This is a genomic window from Flavobacterium hauense (genome assembly GCF_054457175.1).
This window is the reverse complement of sequence record NZ_JBTKVX010000012.1, coordinates 18,804-36,222: the sequence shown is the minus strand read 5'-3', so window position 1 is coordinate 36,222 and position 17,419 is coordinate 18,804. Positions and strand designations below refer to the sequence as shown.

At 40.2% G+C, this 17,419-nt stretch carries 16 protein-coding genes; 6 read left to right on the top strand and 10 right to left on the bottom strand.

The annotated features are described in order from the left end of the window. Positions 1-112 precede the first annotated feature (112 nt). Positions 113-670 carry a DUF1543 domain-containing protein gene (locus ACX0HA_RS10325; RefSeq protein ID WP_458845202.1) on the top strand — a complete coding sequence of 186 codons (558 nt, stop codon included), beginning with the start codon at positions 113-115 and terminating at the stop codon, positions 668-670. On the opposite strand, the gene ACX0HA_RS10320 is transcribed toward ACX0HA_RS10325, so the two are convergent. From ACX0HA_RS10320 to ACX0HA_RS10290, 7 genes are all read right to left on the bottom strand, one after another. Then, entirely contained in the window at positions 667-2,424 is a 1,758-nt protein-coding gene (locus ACX0HA_RS10320) for a tetratricopeptide repeat protein (RefSeq protein WP_458845201.1), read from the bottom strand. The two genes, ACX0HA_RS10325 and ACX0HA_RS10320, sit on opposite strands and share 4 nt — an antisense overlap. Before the next feature lie 317 nt (positions 2,425-2,741). Beyond that, positions 2,742-3,980, bottom strand: a complete 1,239-nt coding sequence (locus tag ACX0HA_RS10315) for a T9SS type A sorting domain-containing protein (protein ID WP_458845200.1) — start codon at positions 3,978-3,980, stop codon at positions 2,742-2,744. A 63-nt stretch (positions 3,981-4,043) separates the two neighbouring features. Beyond that, positions 4,044-4,901 carry a hypothetical protein gene (locus tag ACX0HA_RS10310; protein ID WP_458845199.1) on the bottom strand — a complete coding sequence of 286 codons (858 nt, stop codon included), beginning with the start codon at positions 4,899-4,901 and terminating at the stop codon, positions 4,044-4,046. Positions 4,902-5,158: 257 nt separating this feature from the next. Then, on the bottom strand, positions 5,159-5,659 hold the full coding sequence (locus tag ACX0HA_RS10305; protein WP_458845198.1) for a hypothetical protein: 501 nt from the start codon (positions 5,657-5,659) through the stop codon (positions 5,159-5,161). Between the two features lie 16 nt (positions 5,660-5,675). Further along, a complete protein-coding gene (locus tag ACX0HA_RS10300) occupies positions 5,676-6,167 on the bottom strand; it encodes a hypothetical protein (protein WP_458845197.1) in 492 nt (163 codons plus the stop codon). A 224-nt stretch (positions 6,168-6,391) separates the two neighbouring features. Continuing rightward, positions 6,392-9,820 (bottom strand): methylmalonyl-CoA mutase family protein, encoded by a 3,429-nt coding sequence (locus ACX0HA_RS10295; RefSeq protein ID WP_458845196.1) that lies wholly within the window; start codon positions 9,818-9,820, stop codon positions 6,392-6,394. A 99-nt stretch (positions 9,821-9,919) separates the two neighbouring features. Then, positions 9,920-10,567 carry a VOC family protein gene (locus ACX0HA_RS10290; RefSeq protein ID WP_458845195.1) on the bottom strand — a complete coding sequence of 216 codons (648 nt, stop codon included), beginning with the start codon at positions 10,565-10,567 and terminating at the stop codon, positions 9,920-9,922. 360 nt (positions 10,568-10,927) lie between these two features. On the opposite strand from ACX0HA_RS10290, the gene ACX0HA_RS10285 reads away from it, so the two are divergent. From ACX0HA_RS10285 to ACX0HA_RS10265, 5 genes are all read left to right on the top strand, one after another. Continuing rightward, complete coding sequence (locus tag ACX0HA_RS10285) at positions 10,928-11,827, top strand: EamA family transporter (protein WP_458845194.1); 900 nt, start codon at positions 10,928-10,930, stop codon at positions 11,825-11,827. 240 nt (positions 11,828-12,067) lie between these two features. Then, positions 12,068-12,805 carry a DUF4197 domain-containing protein gene (locus tag ACX0HA_RS10280; RefSeq protein WP_458845193.1) on the top strand — a complete coding sequence of 246 codons (738 nt, stop codon included), beginning with the start codon at positions 12,068-12,070 and terminating at the stop codon, positions 12,803-12,805. Between the two features lie 13 nt (positions 12,806-12,818). Next, a complete protein-coding gene (locus ACX0HA_RS10275) occupies positions 12,819-13,535 on the top strand; it encodes a DUF4197 domain-containing protein (RefSeq protein WP_458845192.1) in 717 nt (238 codons plus the stop codon). Positions 13,536-13,798: 263 nt separating this feature from the next. After that, positions 13,799-14,212, top strand: a complete 414-nt coding sequence (locus ACX0HA_RS10270; RefSeq protein ID WP_458845191.1) for a hypothetical protein — start codon at positions 13,799-13,801, stop codon at positions 14,210-14,212. 121 nt (positions 14,213-14,333) lie between these two features. After that, positions 14,334-14,774, top strand: coding sequence for a thioredoxin family protein (locus tag ACX0HA_RS10265; RefSeq protein WP_458845190.1), 441 nt, complete (start codon positions 14,334-14,336; stop codon positions 14,772-14,774). Positions 14,775-14,780: 6 nt separating this feature from the next. Here the strand turns inward: ACX0HA_RS10265 and ACX0HA_RS10260 are convergent, their stop codons facing one another. The 3 genes from ACX0HA_RS10260 to pyrF all read right to left on the bottom strand — a co-directional run bounded on the left by ACX0HA_RS10260 (position 14,781) and on the right by pyrF (position 17,318). Beyond that, the gene (locus ACX0HA_RS10260) at positions 14,781-15,509 is read right to left on the bottom strand and encodes a hypothetical protein (RefSeq protein ID WP_458845189.1); all 729 of its coding nucleotides are present in this window, start codon (positions 15,507-15,509) and stop codon (positions 14,781-14,783) included. Between the two features lie 58 nt (positions 15,510-15,567). Continuing rightward, on the bottom strand, positions 15,568-16,419 hold the full coding sequence (locus ACX0HA_RS10255; protein WP_458845188.1) for a helical backbone metal receptor: 852 nt from the start codon (positions 16,417-16,419) through the stop codon (positions 15,568-15,570). A gap of 74 nt (positions 16,420-16,493) precedes the next feature. Further along, a complete protein-coding gene (gene pyrF / locus ACX0HA_RS10250; RefSeq protein ID WP_458845187.1) occupies positions 16,494-17,318 on the bottom strand; it encodes an orotidine-5'-phosphate decarboxylase in 825 nt (274 codons plus the stop codon). Positions 17,319-17,419: the final 101 nt, after the last annotated feature.

Here is a 17,419-nt window from a genome sequence, read left to right as displayed (position 1 = left end):
AATGTGTTAGTTGTTGATTATCTTTTAATCTTTAAAGTTAGTCATCCAAAAACTGAACCAAAAATTTAATTTGGTAAAATTTTACTAAAAAAACTTTTAAATACCTTTGTATATGATGGATAATAACTTGAAATTATATATGGTCCTGCTGGGCTGCACCCCTAAAGGCAGACTAACAGAACAACACGATGTATTCTTTGGTATCGGCACCTCGGTAGAAGCATTAGTAAAAGACATGTATGCCTTTTGGCCCGACGGTGGCCGCCTGCACGCCGACTCATGGCGTGAAGTCACTCAAATTGATGGGCATGCTATTACCATAATTCCAAAAGATGACGCATCCGTTTCAGAAGAAAAACTATTCTTCGTGAACCTTGGGGGCTACCGCCCGGGCGAATTTGAAGAATACCATTACAAAACCCTGATTGTTGCCAAATCTATGGCTCTGGCAGTAAGAAAGGCCAAAAAATCAACCTTTTTTAAACATTACAATATGCCGGGAACAGGTGCCTCTCACATTGATGAGAAATATGGCCTTGATGTAGATGATATGCACAGGGTAGATGATATTCTTGCCCCGCATCTAAAAGAAAAGTTCAGCATCAGCATCTCAAAAAATGAGGGCACTGATGATGAACTTCATATAGGATATCTAAAACTAAAGGTTTAGAAATTCAGCATAACGGTTTTACGTCCTCTTGGCTGTTTCTCTACAGGTATAATGATCTTTACCACACTACCCCATCCCGGATCACTATCTATTCTCATGATGCCACCGGTTGAATTCAGGTAGCTGTCAAGTCGTTTTTTCTCAATTTCGGTTTTCTCGATACCCTGACCGTTATCTTTAATAGATATCATCAAACGGGTACCTGTATAAGTAATCCCAAAGAATACCTTGGATACTTGTGGATCATCCTTTACAAACGTAAGACTATCTTTAATAACCGACAATAAACCTACCTGGCTCTCTTTAGAGATTACTGTATTAGATATGCCGTCGGGTTCAGATACAAGTACCTCTACCGGGCTGTCTTTAAAGTAATCCATAACATATTCCTTAATACTACCGGAATAGTTTGTTAGTGTGGTTGTTTTTGGAGTAAGTAGCCAAACGATATCACGGATATTCTCTTCAATTTTTTTGGTGGTTTCCTGCATCGCCTCGCCCTGACTCCTGATTGCAGGCATACCGTTTGCCCTTTCAACAATAGATTCGCTCAGGGAGTTAATCTCCTCAAGTTTAGAATCAAGATCATTATGTAGATTCTGCACCATCCTCAGGCGTTCCTGCCCCTCAGCTTCGCTGAACATATTGTCTTCTTTATTTTTCTTAAGCAGGCTCCTTCTCCACATAAAACCAAAGATAAGAAGCGCTATAATTACCCCTATACCTATAAGCATATACAGATAATAATTAACTCCTGAAGTGCCGCTACCAGCGCTTTCTACTTCATCAGACTTGCTACTTATAACTCTGGTTTTAGAAGCCTTCGCTTTTAGTTCGGCAATTTCCTTGCTATGTTTGGCATTAATAAAAGCCTCTCTTTTTTGCTCATGAATTTTATGGTAACGAACCGACTCGGGGTATTGTCTAAGATTTTCATAAGCATTAGCCATACCCAGGCTCGCATTCATGATAACCTCATCATATTTTATCGCTGCCGCATCAAGATAAGCCTGTTCATATAAACGCAAAGACTCGTTATAATCTTCCATCATGGCAAGAACATTACCAAGACTGCACAGTACATCAGCTACTTTAAAACGATCATTAGCACTGTTGAAATACCCCAGCGCTTCTTTATAATTTAATATCGATTGCGGATAATCACCAAGCATTTTATAGGCATTACCCATACGGCTTAATGTTTGCCCCGCCTGAATTTCCATGCCACGTGCCCTGTAAATGGCCAGTGCCTGGCTATATGATTCAAGTGATTTGTCAATTTTATGAAGATCTTCATATACCGGGCCAATACCTGTCAGTGCATCGGCTGTCAGCATTTCGTTATTTAGCTGCTTGCCCAGTTTTACAGCTTCGGTAAAATATTGCACTGCAAGATCATCCCTGTTTTGTTTTGCATACAAAAGGCCCACCTCTTTTGATGCAGTTGCAATAGCTAGATTATCTCTGGTTTTCTTTAACGGAGGTAACGAAAGGAGGAAGTTTTTTAAGGCTTCAGCTGTGTTTTCAGATTTCAGGTACACATTACCCAGCGAGGTATATGCTTTACCCATTACCTTATTGTCGCCTTTTTCACGAGCGAGGGAAGCACTTTCCTTCAGCAGTGATATTGCACTGCTGTAATTATTTTTAGAAATCTCTTCAATCCCGTTCTCCAGAAGGGATTTTGGCGAATTATCCTGACCGAAGCAGGCTAAACTTACCAGGAGGGCGAAAAAAAGTAAGTTTTTTTTCATTAATATCTATTTAGGGGGCATAACAAAAATACTAAAAAGCTTTCATAAAATAAAGCAAATATTAATTTATGAATTTTTCTATCTTTAATCGTTAAAACAACGCATTTATTCCACATACAAACGCAATATAAGAAAAATATTAGATATTTTATACAATATTAAGAAATAATTTAAACAGAGAATTTGTCAAAAATTTAATAATTATCATTTTTCACAAGTAAAAAGCTGTTAAAGCAACGTTTGATTAAAGATAAAATGCATATTTAATCGATAAAATGCATGTTTTTTTGACAGGATTTTTCGTCTTAAAAAAAAAGTTATTTTTTAATCAGCTTATACGAATATCCAGGATAATTTTCGAGTTGGATGGTATAAATTCCGGTGGCCAATTTTGAGGTATCGATGCGGTAAGTATTCGCAGTTACCATACCTTTTAATACTACCTTCCCACTAATATCTAGAAATGTATACTGTAAACCTTTCAGTGAGGGATCTGTGTCAATATACACAATATCCCGTGCAGGATTAGGGTAAATCCTGATAAGGCTCCTAATCTCATTCTGAATAGCAGTTAATGTGAAATTTTCAAGATAATTTCCTAAAAATTGCGACAGGTCAAAGTGATGAAGCTTTTGCACCACATTTACAAACGGTTGTCGGGCAAGGTGCTCATTAGAAACAAAATAAGAAAACCCATTTTGAGTAGCAATACCTTCTGTCTGATGAAAAGACATACCGCTCATAGCCACTTTTCGCTTATTGCCTGAAAAAAAATCATGCCCTTGAAAATCATATAGCAGATAAAAAAATGGACTTACAAAACTGTTATAACCACTTAAAACAACAAGCTTTTTATCTTCAAGATAAGTCGCTCCGGTAATAAGGCCGCTTACATCATAAGTAGCTTTTAAATTTGCCACGTAATTCCCTGACGTTTTAGGCAGTACATACAGGCTTGTTTTTTTGCTTATCCACTGTTTTGTAAATAGGTAGATACTGTCTTGTGACACCACCATTGCCTCACAGTCAAAATCGGTACTGTTATTGTTTTTTTGTGAGAAATCGGTTTGTCCCGAATAACTAAAACTAATATGTTCTACCTGCGGATCCCCTTGTAGTAATGATTGTTTTCCAACTTTTAGAATATTCAGGTTTGTCCTGTTTCCGCTCACATTATTTCCAAAATCACCAATATAAAAGTAATCCTCGTCTTGTGCAATCTCTTCCCAATCCTGATTTGCAGCACCCGTCACCGGCAAAGTATGTATGACTGTTCCGCTTATGCTATCCAGCGCATAAAGATTAATATCGGAATCATCATTATGAGTGTATAGCGTATTGTTGTAAACAATAAGCCCTGAAGTCTCTTTAACCTCATCAGGCAACTGAATTGTAGATACAGGATGCACTGATGCTGATACATACCTACAACTTCCATCATTTTTGGTAGCCAAAGAGTTATAGTTAGTGCTAAGCGGATCGGTACAACCGGAAACCTGTGCGTGAACAAAGCAGCCCGTAAGCAGCAAAAATAATATGAATACCGATTTTTTCATGGCCTGCAATTTAGCACAAGTAAAAGTAAAACAAAAAGCCACTCGTTATGAATGGCTTTTATTTTATCTATAATACACTTCCCTTATAGAGAAAGGTATGGAACTTTTATTCTTAAAACATCGCACCTTTACAGGGTACTTGTCATCATCAAATTGGTACTCGTAATCATAAACATTGGTATTGTCAGTTCGTTTAATGGTGTATTGCGTACTACCTAGATCAATAGCATTAAGTCCTTCAATTAACATGGCGTTAACCATGTTACCCTTAAAAAGGTTTATAACGGCATTATGCTGCTGACCCTTTGGTGCATTTTCACTATCATAAGCAAAAACTGAAGTAAGGCTGCTATTCGTGTATTGAAGGATATTCGCACCCGTGTAAGTAAGCTGCTCGGTTTCGGTTTCAGTAGTTTTTTTAAATAACTGTCCTCCGGTATTTAGGTAGTAGGTCGCAAAATCTGTAACAGCACCTGCGGTACGTATCACGCCAATAGTATTGTTCGCATTATAGGCATAGGTAGTAGACGAAGCCATCGCACCACTATCAGTTCGGGTTATTACCCTCCCGTTAGAATCATAGGTAAGCGCATAGCTATAATCAGGAGATGCAACATCGTTCTGTACGGTAAAAGCCGTCATGGTTTCTAACAGCCCTGCCGTATTGTAGGCATATTCTTTTTTGGAAATGAGTATTCCCGTTCCGTTATAACCAAACTGGGCTAGAGCGCGATCTTTATCATCAAACTGAATCTTTACCGTCTGCTTTACCGACCCGTTATCGTTAAATTCGGTCTGGATGATTTCACGTAGTTTTTTCTCTCCGGGATTTTCAGAAGGATCTTTACCGGTAGAACTGTCATCGCTGGAACAAGACACAAGCGAGAGCGCAATAAATGCGAATAATAATCTGAGTTTCATAGTGGGGGACTATTTATTCGGCTAATTTAAATAAAAAGCTACAAACTCATGCAGGAAACGAAAATCTTTACCAAAAGTTAAATGATTTCAGCAGCCATTATAATGTGCCTATCTTTAATTAACATTAAAAACAAACACACCATGAACGGATTTTTCAAAACAATATTAGCAGGCTGGGGCGCCAAGAAAATGGGCTTCGGATGCATCGGTACCATTATCGTATTTGTAATACTGTATTACATCCTGGGGCAACTGTTTTAAGCAGTAGCCCCTATTACTGCTGCTGTTTGCATTGCTTTATATAAATGCACTGAAAGCAGCAGCAGTATACTATCGAATTCGCTATTCCCAAAATCTTTGGTACATGTAATGGTATAGCCCGAATTAAATTTCTTCCAGATGAAATTCCCCTGTATATCAAGAACTATTTCGTTTTGATAATCTACCACTTCATAGCCGGTTTTAAACCATCCCTGCCCCCTGAATGTGTAAGGCTTTGACGGTTCAGCCGGATTGGTTATTACAAAACCGCCCTGCCAGCGTGACGTAACATTCAGCACCACGGCATCATCTTTAAATATATCTGTGCTTGGGTGCCAGAAACCTTTCGGCCCCAGCTTATATTCTGTATTGTTTATAGTAATGATAGCAGCACTTGCCGAATACCAATTGGTATATTCCATCCTGCCCAGTTCTTTACCATCAAGAACGGCAATGTAAAGCATCGGATTTTCCGGATGAATTTCTATTCTTTTCATAAGCATCAACTTTTATTTAGGCAGCACCCGCTGCGGCCGTCTGTATTGCAATAAGGTAATATACAGAGAATAATGCCAGTACCTTATCCAATTCATCATTACCAAAATCATCATTACACATTATCCTGTAATCCTGATGAAATTTCTTCCAGCTAAAATCAGACTGTACCTCTAACAGCACCTCATTTCTGTGGTTTAGCAGCACATAACCACCTTTAAGGAAACCTCGTGGCTTTATCACCAAAGGACGTTCAGTATCATATGTTCTGACAATTTCACAGCCGTTCCATGTATGGGTAATCGTAAACAGTAATTTTTCATCTTTAATGATCTCATACCTTGATTTCCAAAATCCTTTTGGTACAATACCATATCTGCTTTCGCCAATAGTAACTACAGCTAATAATGAATACCATTTAGGATAGGTAAGCGACGCGGTTACACCATCGTCAAAAACAGCTGTAAAAGCCCTGTTACTTCTTTGTCCGATAATATCAATTGTTTTCATAAGCTATCCAATTATTATCCTGTAAGTAATCAAAATACGTTATCGTTACATAAATCCAACAAAAATCATTTAGATAATTGTATTGAATTTGATAAAGCTAATTACGTAATAGTCCAGGCTGCCGCCAAAAATCATATTACAGATGTAGGCGGTCTTGTTACAAAAAAAAGCCCCCGCTTTCGCAAGGGCTTTATATCTATAATCCAAAATCGGATAATCTAAAATTACATGTTACGGCGATACTGCCCACCTACTTCAAACAGGGCAGCAGTGATCTGGCCAAGAGTACACACTTTAGAAGCTTCCATCAGCTCTTCAAATATGTTCTTGTTGCTTATCGCAGCCTCCTGAATAATGTTCAGCCTTTCTTCTACCTCATGTGCATTGGCAGCGTGAAGTGCCTCAAGCGTTTTGATCTGGAACATCTTCTCTTCTTCCGTTGCACGGATAACCTCAGCAGGAACCACCGTTGGCGAACCTTTAGAGCTCAGGAACGTATTTACCCCAATGATAGGGAACTCACCTGTATGCTTAAGGGTTTCGTAGTATAGTGACTCTTCCTGTATCTTAGAACGCTGGTACATGGTTTCCATTGCACCAAGTACACCGCCACGCTCAGTGATACGGTCAAACTCTGCCAATACAGCCTCTTCAACAAGGTCGGTAAGCTCTTCGATGATGAACGATCCCTGGATAGGGTTCTCATTCTTTGCCAATCCAAGCTCTTTGTTGATGATAAGCTGGATAGCCATTGCACGGCGTACGCTTTCTTCTGTTGGCGTAGTGATCGCCTCATCATAAGCATTTGTGTGCAGCGAATTACAGTTATCATAGATCGCATACAATGCCTGAAGCGTAGTACGGATATCATTAAAGTCAATTTCCTGTGCGTGAAGCGAACGCCCTGATGTCTGGATGTGGTATTTCAGCATCTGAGCACGCTCGTTGGCGCCATATTTGTTCTTAAGTGCTTTGGCCCATATCTTACGTGCCACGCGGCCTATAACCGCATACTCAGGGTCGATACCGTTACTGAAGAAGAACGACAGGTTTGGACCAAAATCGTTAATGCTCATGCCACGGCTCAAATAGTACTCTACGTAAGTAAATCCATTAGCAAGGGTAAACGCAAGCTGTGTGATAGGGTTCGCACCTGCCTCGGCAATGTGGTAACCTGAAATGGACACCGAATAGAAGTTCCTCACATTTCTGTTGATGAAATACTCCTGAACGTCACCCATTAGTCTCAAAGCAAACTCTGTAGAGAAGATACAGGTATTTTGTGCCTGGTCTTCTTTAAGGATATCTGCCTGAACAGTACCACGCACCTGTGTAAGGGTACGCACTTTTATTTCATTATATATATCCGCAGGTAGCACCTGATCTCCGGTCACACCAAGAAGCATAAGCCCAAGGCCGTCGTTGTTCTTCGGCAATTCACCATTGTAGAAAGGACGCTCAGCACCTTTAGCCTTGAATATATCGTTTATCTTTTTCTCAACTTCTTTTTCAAGACCGTTTTCTTTAATGTAGATCTCACACTGCTGGTCGATAGCCGCATTCATAAAGAAACCTAACAGCATTGGCGCAGGTCCATTAATGGTCATACTCACCGATGTCATCGGGTGGGCAAGGTTAAAACCTGAATACAGTTTCTTGGCATCGTCAAGACAGCAGATAGATACACCGGCATTACCGATCTTTCCATAAATATCCGGACGTAAATCCGGGTCGTTACCATAAAGGGTAACACTGTCAAACGCTGTAGAAAGTCGTTTTGCAGGTAATCCGTCACTCACATAATGGAAACGTTTGTTAGTACGCTCCGGTCCGCCTTCTCCGGCAAACATCCTTGACGGGTCTTCGCCTTCACGCTTAAACGGATATAATCCTGACGTGAATGGGAATTCGCCCGGTACATTCTCCTGCAGGCACCATCTAAGGATATCTCCCCAAGCCTGGTATTTAGGCAGGGCAACCTTTGGTATCTGCGAATGCGAAAGTGATTCGGTATGCGTTTGTATCTTGATCTCTTTATCCCTTACTTTGAAAGAATAAACAGGGTTCTTGTATTTGTTTACCTTGTCGTCCCATGTAAGGATGATTTCCCAATTGTATGGGTCAAGGTTCATTTTCACACGGTCAAACTCTTTAAGGAGCAGCGACATGAATTGTTTTTTGTCTTCTTCTTTAACCTCAACAGATGTTTCAACAATACCCGACTTATCAATTGCCGGTACATTTCCTGAAACTGTCTCAATAGTTTTGAAGATACCGTATAGTTTCTGCGCTACATCCTGCTGGCTAAGTGCCACCTCATCATATTTGCGGTTATTCTCTGCAATCTCAGAAAGGTAACGTGTCCTGTGCGGAGGGATAACGAATATCTTCTCACTCATTTCACGGGTAATTTCAAAAGTAGACTTAAGTCCCGCCCCTGTTCTCTCTTCTACCCTGTCCATAATCTTTTTGTAAAGAGTATTCATACCCGGGTCGTTAAACTGCGAAGCGATCGTACCAAATACAGGAAGGTCGTCAGGATTGGCATCCCACAGGTTGTGGTTGCGTTGGTATTGTTTCTTAACATCACGAAGCGCATCAAGCGAACCGCGTTTATCAAATTTATTGATGGCTACCAGGTCGGCAAAATCAAGCATGTCGATTTTCTCCAGCTGTGTAGCAGCACCAAACTCAGGTGTCATCACATAAAGCGAAACATCTGAGTGCTCCATGATCTCGGTATCAGACTGCCCGATACCCGATGTCTCAAGGATGATAAGGTCATATTTAGCCGCCTTTATAACCTGGATGGCTTCGGCAACATATTTAGAAAGCGCAAGGTTAGACTGCCTTGTAGCCAATGAACGCATGTAAACCCTTGGGTTATTGATGGCATTCATACGGATACGGTCGCCCAAAAGTGCACCGCCTGTTTTACGTTTAGATGGGTCAACAGAAATAAGACCGATAGTCTTCTCAGGGAAATCGATAAGGAAACGGCGAACAAGCTCATCTACAAGAGATGATTTACCTGCACCACCCGTACCTGTGATACCCAATACCGGAATATTAGTAGTCTTGTTTTGTTCGTGAATTTTATCAAGTGTTTCCTTTGCTACTTCAGGGAAGTTCTCAGCCGAAGAAATCACCCTTGCAATTGCAGTAGGGTTCTTTTCTGCCAGATGGTTGATTTCGCCATTTAGCTTATCACCGATAGCATAATCCGCTTTCTGCACAAGGTCGTTGATCATACCCTGAAGGCCAAGCTCACGTCCGTCATCCGGCGCATAGATACGCGTGATTCCATACTCGTGAAGTTCCTTAATTTCCTCAGGAAGGATTACACCTCCGCCACCACCGAAGATCCTGATGTGGCCTGCTCCTTTTTCTTTAAGCAGGTCGTACATGTATTTAAAATATTCGTTGTGCCCGCCCTGGTAAGAGGTCATGGCAATTGCGTTGGCATCTTCCTGAATTGCAGTATTCACCACTTCTTCCACACTACGGTCATGGCCCAGGTGAATTACCTCAACACCGGTAGCCTGAATGATTCGGCGCATGATGTTGATAGCCGCATCGTGCCCGTCAAAAAGAGAGGCTGCGGTTACAATTCTTACTTTATTTTTAGGAATATAAGGTTGTGCTTGTTCCATTCTGAATTATATTCAATTTTAAGCCCGCAATTTACGTAATAATTAAAAATTTCAAAGCAAAACAACCTAATAAAAACGTTGTAGTTAATTATTAAAGAACTACCTTACAATATGCTCCAGCTCGCCATCCTGCATAAAGATGACCCGTGTACGGAACGACTGCGACTTAACTTTGGTAGGATACCAGTCGCGCCCTTTGAGTGCTATAATGAACAGGCCTTCATCGTCACCCGACGCGGTAAACGTATCACTACGGGGTTGGCGTTTAAACACAGGCACGCCTTCTTCTTTGGCAAAAGTATCAGCAAGTTCTTTTACGTTATTGGTCACGAGGCCTATCTCGCTGATGGAAACAAACGACTTACTGCTGTAGGGTTCATCGTCATAGGCATGGTTGGGATAACGGGTTATTAATTCAACAATATTACCGTTGTTGTCATAAAAATAAAACGACTTGGCATCCCAATTAATGAAGTTGGCGATATCTTCTCCTTCTACCGGAATAATATCCACCTGCTGCTTTATGGAATGATGGGAGTCAAAAAAACGGTTGCTCGGTACATCAATAGCAAAATGGTATACCGGTTTCAGGTTTTCCGATTTCCTGAAAATAAGTTTGGTAAACCCTACCTGAAAGAACAGGGCATCCTTTTCGGAAAAAAAAGCCTTAAGCCCCAAAACCTTTTTATAAAATTTTTCGGTAGCCGTGAGGTCATCGCTCAATAATTCAACTTCAATAATATTCATTTTCAGTGTGTGTGCAAGACAGCTAATTTAATGATAAATAAAACCTTACTACCTAAAGACAACGGTAATAATTTCTTAAATATTGCATTCTTCCGTTATCGATATTTTTAACTGAAAATAATTATCAATACCATAAAAAAATCGTACAATTGACTTCCTAACAAATACATCAAAACGCAAGCCAATCGCTTCATAATTTGTTACTTTTGCACACAACTTTGTGTACACATTATTCAGAAATGAATTTAACCACAAGGAACACTATGAAACCACTAAGTACACTAAGCATTATGCTCTTGGCGAATGTCTTTGTGAACCTTGTGGTTAATGTACACAATGCTGATTATTAAAAAACATCTAATGAAATTTCCAAAATACTACCTTGCTGCAGTAACCGCTTTTGTTATCTGGGGTTTCTTCAGTTTCGGGCTAAAACCCATCCACGATTATCCTTCACAAGACATACTTTTTTACCGTGTTTTTACCTGCATAACATTAATGGTACTCATCAATCTTGGCGTACGCAGGCACAAGATAAAAGAAACACGTGTTTACTTAAAAGAGCTTACTCCAAAAGAAAGGCGTAACCAATGGCTGCTAATTGCAGGAAGTTCGGTACTGCTTACCGGTAACTGGGGACTGTTCATTTATGTAATGAACCAGATAAGCGTTAAGGCGGCATCGTTTGCCTACCTGGTATGTCCTATCCTTACAACAGTTTTTGCCTTTATTATCTTAAAAGAAAAACTGACTAAAGTACAATGGCTCGCGGTAGCCATCAGCTTTACCAGCTGTGCAATATTATCGTATAACGATTTGCATGATGCTCTGTTCAGTATTGTGGTAGCGGCTACCTATGCGCTTTATCTGGTATTGCAGAAGCGCATCACCATGCCGGACAGATTCATATTGCTTACGTTACAGATAGGCATCGTAGCACTAATGCTGCTTCCGTTCTATCCTGTTTACAGTAGTACTCCTCCAGTCGAAACCACTTTCTATCTTTTCATATTGCTTATCGCGGTGCTGTTTACCATCATCCCGATGTTCCTGAACCTATTTGCAATGAAAGGCATAAACTCTTCAACAGTTGGGATATTGATCTACCTGAATCCGCTTATTGCTTTTGCACTGGCAATACTATATTACAAGGAAGACATTACCCTCGAGCAGATATTGGCCTACTCGCTGATACTGGTATCTATTGTGGTATTTAATATCGGGAGTTATTTGAAGATGAAAGCGATTGAAAAAGATTAATTCCCTACGGGAAATAACTACACGCTTGCATTATTTTCTACCAATCATAAATAGTTACGCTATAATTAAAACCTACAAGGTCGCAAAGACCTTGCACGTTGGTAAAGTACAGCGCTGATCTCCTGCATGGTTTCCAAAACCTTGTAGGTATTATTACCAACAACTGACAACCATCAACCGGCAACCAATTCAAAAAACGGAACACTTTTTGTTTACCCTTTTTAAACTCAATAGAACACTATGAAAAAAATACTTCTTTCTCTTATGGTAGCGGCACTGGTGCCTGCTGCGGCAAATGCACAATTAGGCGGTCTGCTTGACAAAGCCAAGAACACAGTTAGCAGCGCTACCGGAAAATCAACATTAAGCAATACCGAAATAGGCAACGGATTAAAAGCCGCGCTTCAGGAAGGCGTTACAAAACAGGTTACCAAACTTACTGCCGAAGACGGATTCTATAAAAACGAGGCTGTTAAGATACTTCTGCCTGAAGAACTTCAGAAAGTAGACAAGAAACTTCGCCAGATGGGAATGAGCAAATTGGCTGATCAGGGCCTTTTAGTACTAAACCGTGCTGCCGAGGATGCCGTTAAAGAAGCTACTCCTATATTCGTAAATGCTATTACCAGCATGAGCTTTACCGATGCTAAGAACATATTGATGGGTGCTGATAACTCGGCTACATCATATCTGCAAAAAACGACTACTACTCCGTTGTACACTAAGTTCAGCCCTGTAGTGCAGACATCCCTAAGCAACGTGGGTGCCGATGTGGTTTGGAAAAACATTATCGATAAGTACAACGGCATTCCGCTTGTTACCAAAGTAAACCCTGATCTTACCGATTATGTTACCGACAAAGCCCTTGAAGGTGTATTCAAGATGATTACCGTTGAGGAGAAAAATATTAGGACAAATTTATCATCACGAACTTCAGATTTGCTGAAAAAAGTATTTGCTTTACAGGATAAGAAATAACACCTAAGCAACTATGAAACGATTATTCATACCACTTATCGCAGTTTGCCTTACGCTTTCAGGCTGTGCCGAATTACAGCAGGTCGCTAACCAGCTGCCTCAGGCCGGCGGCATACTTTCTAACGCCGATATCGCAGCCGGGCTTCGTGAAGCTTTAGACAATGGTATCGACAAACAGGTTACTAAACTTACGCAGACCGATGGTTTTTACAAGAACCAACTGGTAAAGATACTCCTGCCGGAAGAATTACAGAAGGTAGACAAAACCCTTCGTGACATTGGGCTTGGGAGCCTTGCCGATGAAGGCCTAAAAGTGATGAACCGTGCTGCCGAAGATGCCGTAAAAGAAGCGACACCTATATTTGTAGGCGCAGTTAAGGAAATCACCTTTACCGATGCCAAAAATATATTGATGGGCAATGATGAGTCGGCTACTAATTACCTAAAGACAAAGACCACTTCACAACTGTATACTAAGTTCAACCCGGTTATTAAGTCGTCTTTTACTAAAGTTGGCGCCGATAAAGTGTGGAATAACATCATAACAAAATACAATCAGGTTCCTCTGGTCAGAAAAGTTAACCCTGACTTAACAGACTACGTGACCAACGAAGCACTCAATGGAGTCTTTAAAATGATCGCTGTTGAAGAAAAAGACATCAGGAATAACATCGCCGCACGCACCACTCCACTGCTTAAAAAAGTGTTCGCAGCACAGGATAATAAATAGCTAATTTTTTAGTTATCAAATAGATAGATATAACATATTCTTAACATACTTGCGGGAATAATTTATGTAATTTGCATGTGCAAATAAATGGTTTTCTCACATTTGGTTAGGGTTAGTTAAAAAAATGCCGGTATACAACTACCGGCATTTTTGTTTTTATCAGGAAAATATTTACACTGAATTAATAAGTTTAAAAGAAATAAATCCTATTTTTAACATTTTTATAATTTAAAACCTTACAAAAACACCAAAACCAAAAAATTATGAAACCACTTTACCCGATACTCATGGCGCTTTTGGGTGCTGCATTGGGTGTCTTTTTTGTCTACAAAGGCGTAGATAAACACTTTATATCCCCCTGTAAAGTTTATGGCCCTGAAAGCACTCTGCCCCAGGATTATATCAACCTGATGACTGTTTTATGCAGTTCCGGCTTTACAAAAGTGGTGGGTTCTTTAGAAGTGTTTGCAGGAATTTTGCTCGTGTTTCCAAGGACAAGGCTACTGGGCAATATTATTTTACTTCCTGTGATCTCTACAATTTTTCTTTTTCACCTGCTTATAGACAACAGGCCTGACGAGCTTATCGAGACAGGCGTGCCTTTAGCTGCTGCGGTATTAATGCTGCTGTACCATTACAAAGACTGGAGGTTTATGCTCCATGGAAAAAGATATTAAACTTTATTCTTAAGAAACCGCTGCGTCCCCGACAGCGGTTTTTTTATTATAAAATCTTAAATTTTCACTACCTGTCCTTGTTAGTAGCATTAGTTTTCTATTTTTGCCAAAAACAGCAGAAGTGAAAAAGAGCGTAGTTGTATTATGCCTTATGATGATAAGCGCTGCCGCAATGGCACAGGAATGGAATACCGATCTTACAGTGGCTAAAAAGAAGGCCTTAGCCACCAATAAGAACATTTTACTGGTGTTTTCAGGATCAGACTGGTGCATGCCATGCATGTACCTGGATAAGGCTGTATGGCCAAGCGAAGAATTTAAGGCTGCTGCCGAAAAGAACTGGGTATTATTGCGAGCCGACTTTTTACAGAAAAAAGGCGACCCGGAACCAGTGAATGTCAACGACATGAAAATGATATTAACCGAAAAGTACAATCGTGACGGTTTCTTCCCCTATTTTGTAATGCTGGATAAAAACGGAAAGGTACTCTCTAAATCAGGGTATGAAGATTTAGAAGAGGTTTCAGATTATGTGGCAATGTTTAAAAAGATGTCCCGATAGTACAAACTATTCCGAACGCTCTATAAGCGTATGCATCATCCCGTCGAAAATTTCCTGTTTGAATAATTTCCTGTCAGATTTAGCAATGTAGTATTTAACTTCGGTAGTCTGTCCCTTAATGGTTTCTTTTGAAGTCACGATCCATACTTCGTTTTGACCTTTTTTATCCTTGTAGGTTCCTGTCTTAACATCGGTAACCTTTTGTGTTATAATGCCTCGCTTTGCAGGACTGTAATCGTAAGTAGCCACATCACAGGTATAGCCTTCTTTTAGCGGAAGGAGACGAACCAGATAAGGATAAAAATTGCTATCGAAATAGTTGCCTTGCGGTATAACATCGTTTATATTGGTTTTTAGATTTTTCGCCTTATCAATATAACTTCCCGTTACCGATGCTCCAAACTTAAGTTTTACAACCCTCTCAAGATTATCAGAATAATGGCGAACAGGCAAAAAGTTTACCTTGTTTGTAATGGTAGAATCTATCCAGGTAGTTTTAGCATTGTTGACTTTAATATCCGAAACAATTGTAATTCTTTTTTTACCCGGCTGTATTGATGTGTTTATTAACGCCACCTGATGACTTTGTCCTGCCTGCACTATAGACCATTTCATCTGGTATGTTTCAGGCTTAATATATTTGGCTGCAAAAATAGTATCCCCCGGAATCAAAGAGGTCTGGGCATGGAGCGATAAAAAGGCAAAGGTGAACAATAAGGCTATTATATTTTTCATTGCTGTAGTTTAGTTTAATAGCCAAATATAAAACTATTTCTATAAAAATGCTCGCTGCTTAGTGATGATGACCGTGGCCGTGGTCATGATCGTCATCGTTCACCATACGTTCCCTTAATTGCTTAAAGTAAGGAAAAGCTTTTACAAGCCTGCTGCCATACCAGGAAAACATTTCGCCATCAACAAAAATGGTTTGTGCGTGATGGGTATGCCTTCCAAGTTCAAAAGCGTCCTCATCCTTAAACGGATAGGGTTCAGAAGACAATAAAACCAAATGCGGGTCACCCTGTATCCTCATTTTCTGAACAATAACTTCAGGATATCGACCTTCATTCTTCTCATAGATGTTATCCATTCTGTTAAGCTTCATCAGCTCATTGATAAACGTACCGTTACCGGCTGCCATGTATGGGTTTTTCCAGATAAAGTAAGCTGCCCTTTTAACCGATTTATCTTTTATATACTCTTTAAAATCAGCAAGACCATAGTTAATCTTGTCAATCCAGAAACGCGCCTGGGTACGTACGGAGAATATCTTACCCAGCTCTTCTATCATGGCTATGTTATCATCTATCGTAACGATATCACTTACCCAAACCGGTGCTATATCCTTGAGCGCCTCAACGATTTCAAGGGTATTCTCTTCTTTATTGGCGATGATAATATCCGGCCGAAGCAGCCTGATCTTTTCTACATGCACTTTTTTAGTACCGCCAATGATCTTTTTGGTCGACTTTAAATGGTAAGGATGTACGCAGAATTTGGTAATCCCCACGATCTTATCCTCCAGTCCCAAATCGAACAATAATTCGGTTTGCGATGGAACAAGTGATACGATACGCTTAGGCGTTTCGGTAAAAGTATGGGTGTTACCTATTTGGTCGGTAAAAGTTTTAACTTTAGATTCCAATGTTATGTTTTTTACCACAAAGGGCACGAAGCTTTTTCACTGTGGATATAAAGCTTTGTGAACCTTGTGCATTCTTAGTGAGCCTTGTGGTTAAGCAGTTGCTCCATTTCCTGTTGCATCTTCAGTGCTTCTTCCCTTGCTTTTTGGGCAAAGCCTTCTTCGTTAGATGCATAGATGATTCCCCTAGACGAGTTGATCAGCAAGCCTACTTTATCATTCATTCCGTATTTGCATACTTCCTGAAGGCTGCCTCCCTGTGCGCCAACTCCCGGGACAAGCAGGAAACTGTCCGGCACGATTTGACGGATGCCTGTAAAGTATTCAGCCTTTGTAGCACCTACCACATACATCAGGTTTTCACTATTCTTCCATGTTTTAGAAGTTTTCAGCACCATCTTGTACAATTCTTCGCCTTCAGCAGTTTTAGTCTGGAAGTCGAAAGCGCCTTCGTTAGATGTAAGCGCAAGCAGTATCGTGAATTTATCTTTAAAAGCGAGGAAAGGCTCAACGCTGTCTTTTCCCATGTAAGGCGCCACGGTAACCGAATCAAAGTTCAGGTCTTCCAGGAATGCTTTTGCATACATTGTTGATGTATTACCTATATCGCCACGCTTGGCATCGGCAATGGTAAATACTTCAGGATGTTTTTCGTTAAGGTATTTTATGGTTTTTTCAAGCGACATCCAGCCTTTAAGTCCGTAAGCCTCATAAAAAGCCGTGTTGGGCTTATACGAAACAGCAAGGTCGTGTGTGGCATCTATAATAGCTTTATTGAATTCAAAGATCGGGTCTTCGGTTGCTAAAAGATGTTGCGGGATTTTATTCAAATCTACATCTAATCCTATACATAAGAACGATTTCTTCTTTTGAATCTGGGCATAAAGCTGTTCTGTCGTCATGAAAGTATGTTTTTGTTTCGGGTGCAAAAATACGATTTTGTTTTGGTATTGGCGAATGGAAAATCAAGACATAAAAAATCCCGCCGGTTGGCGGGATTCGA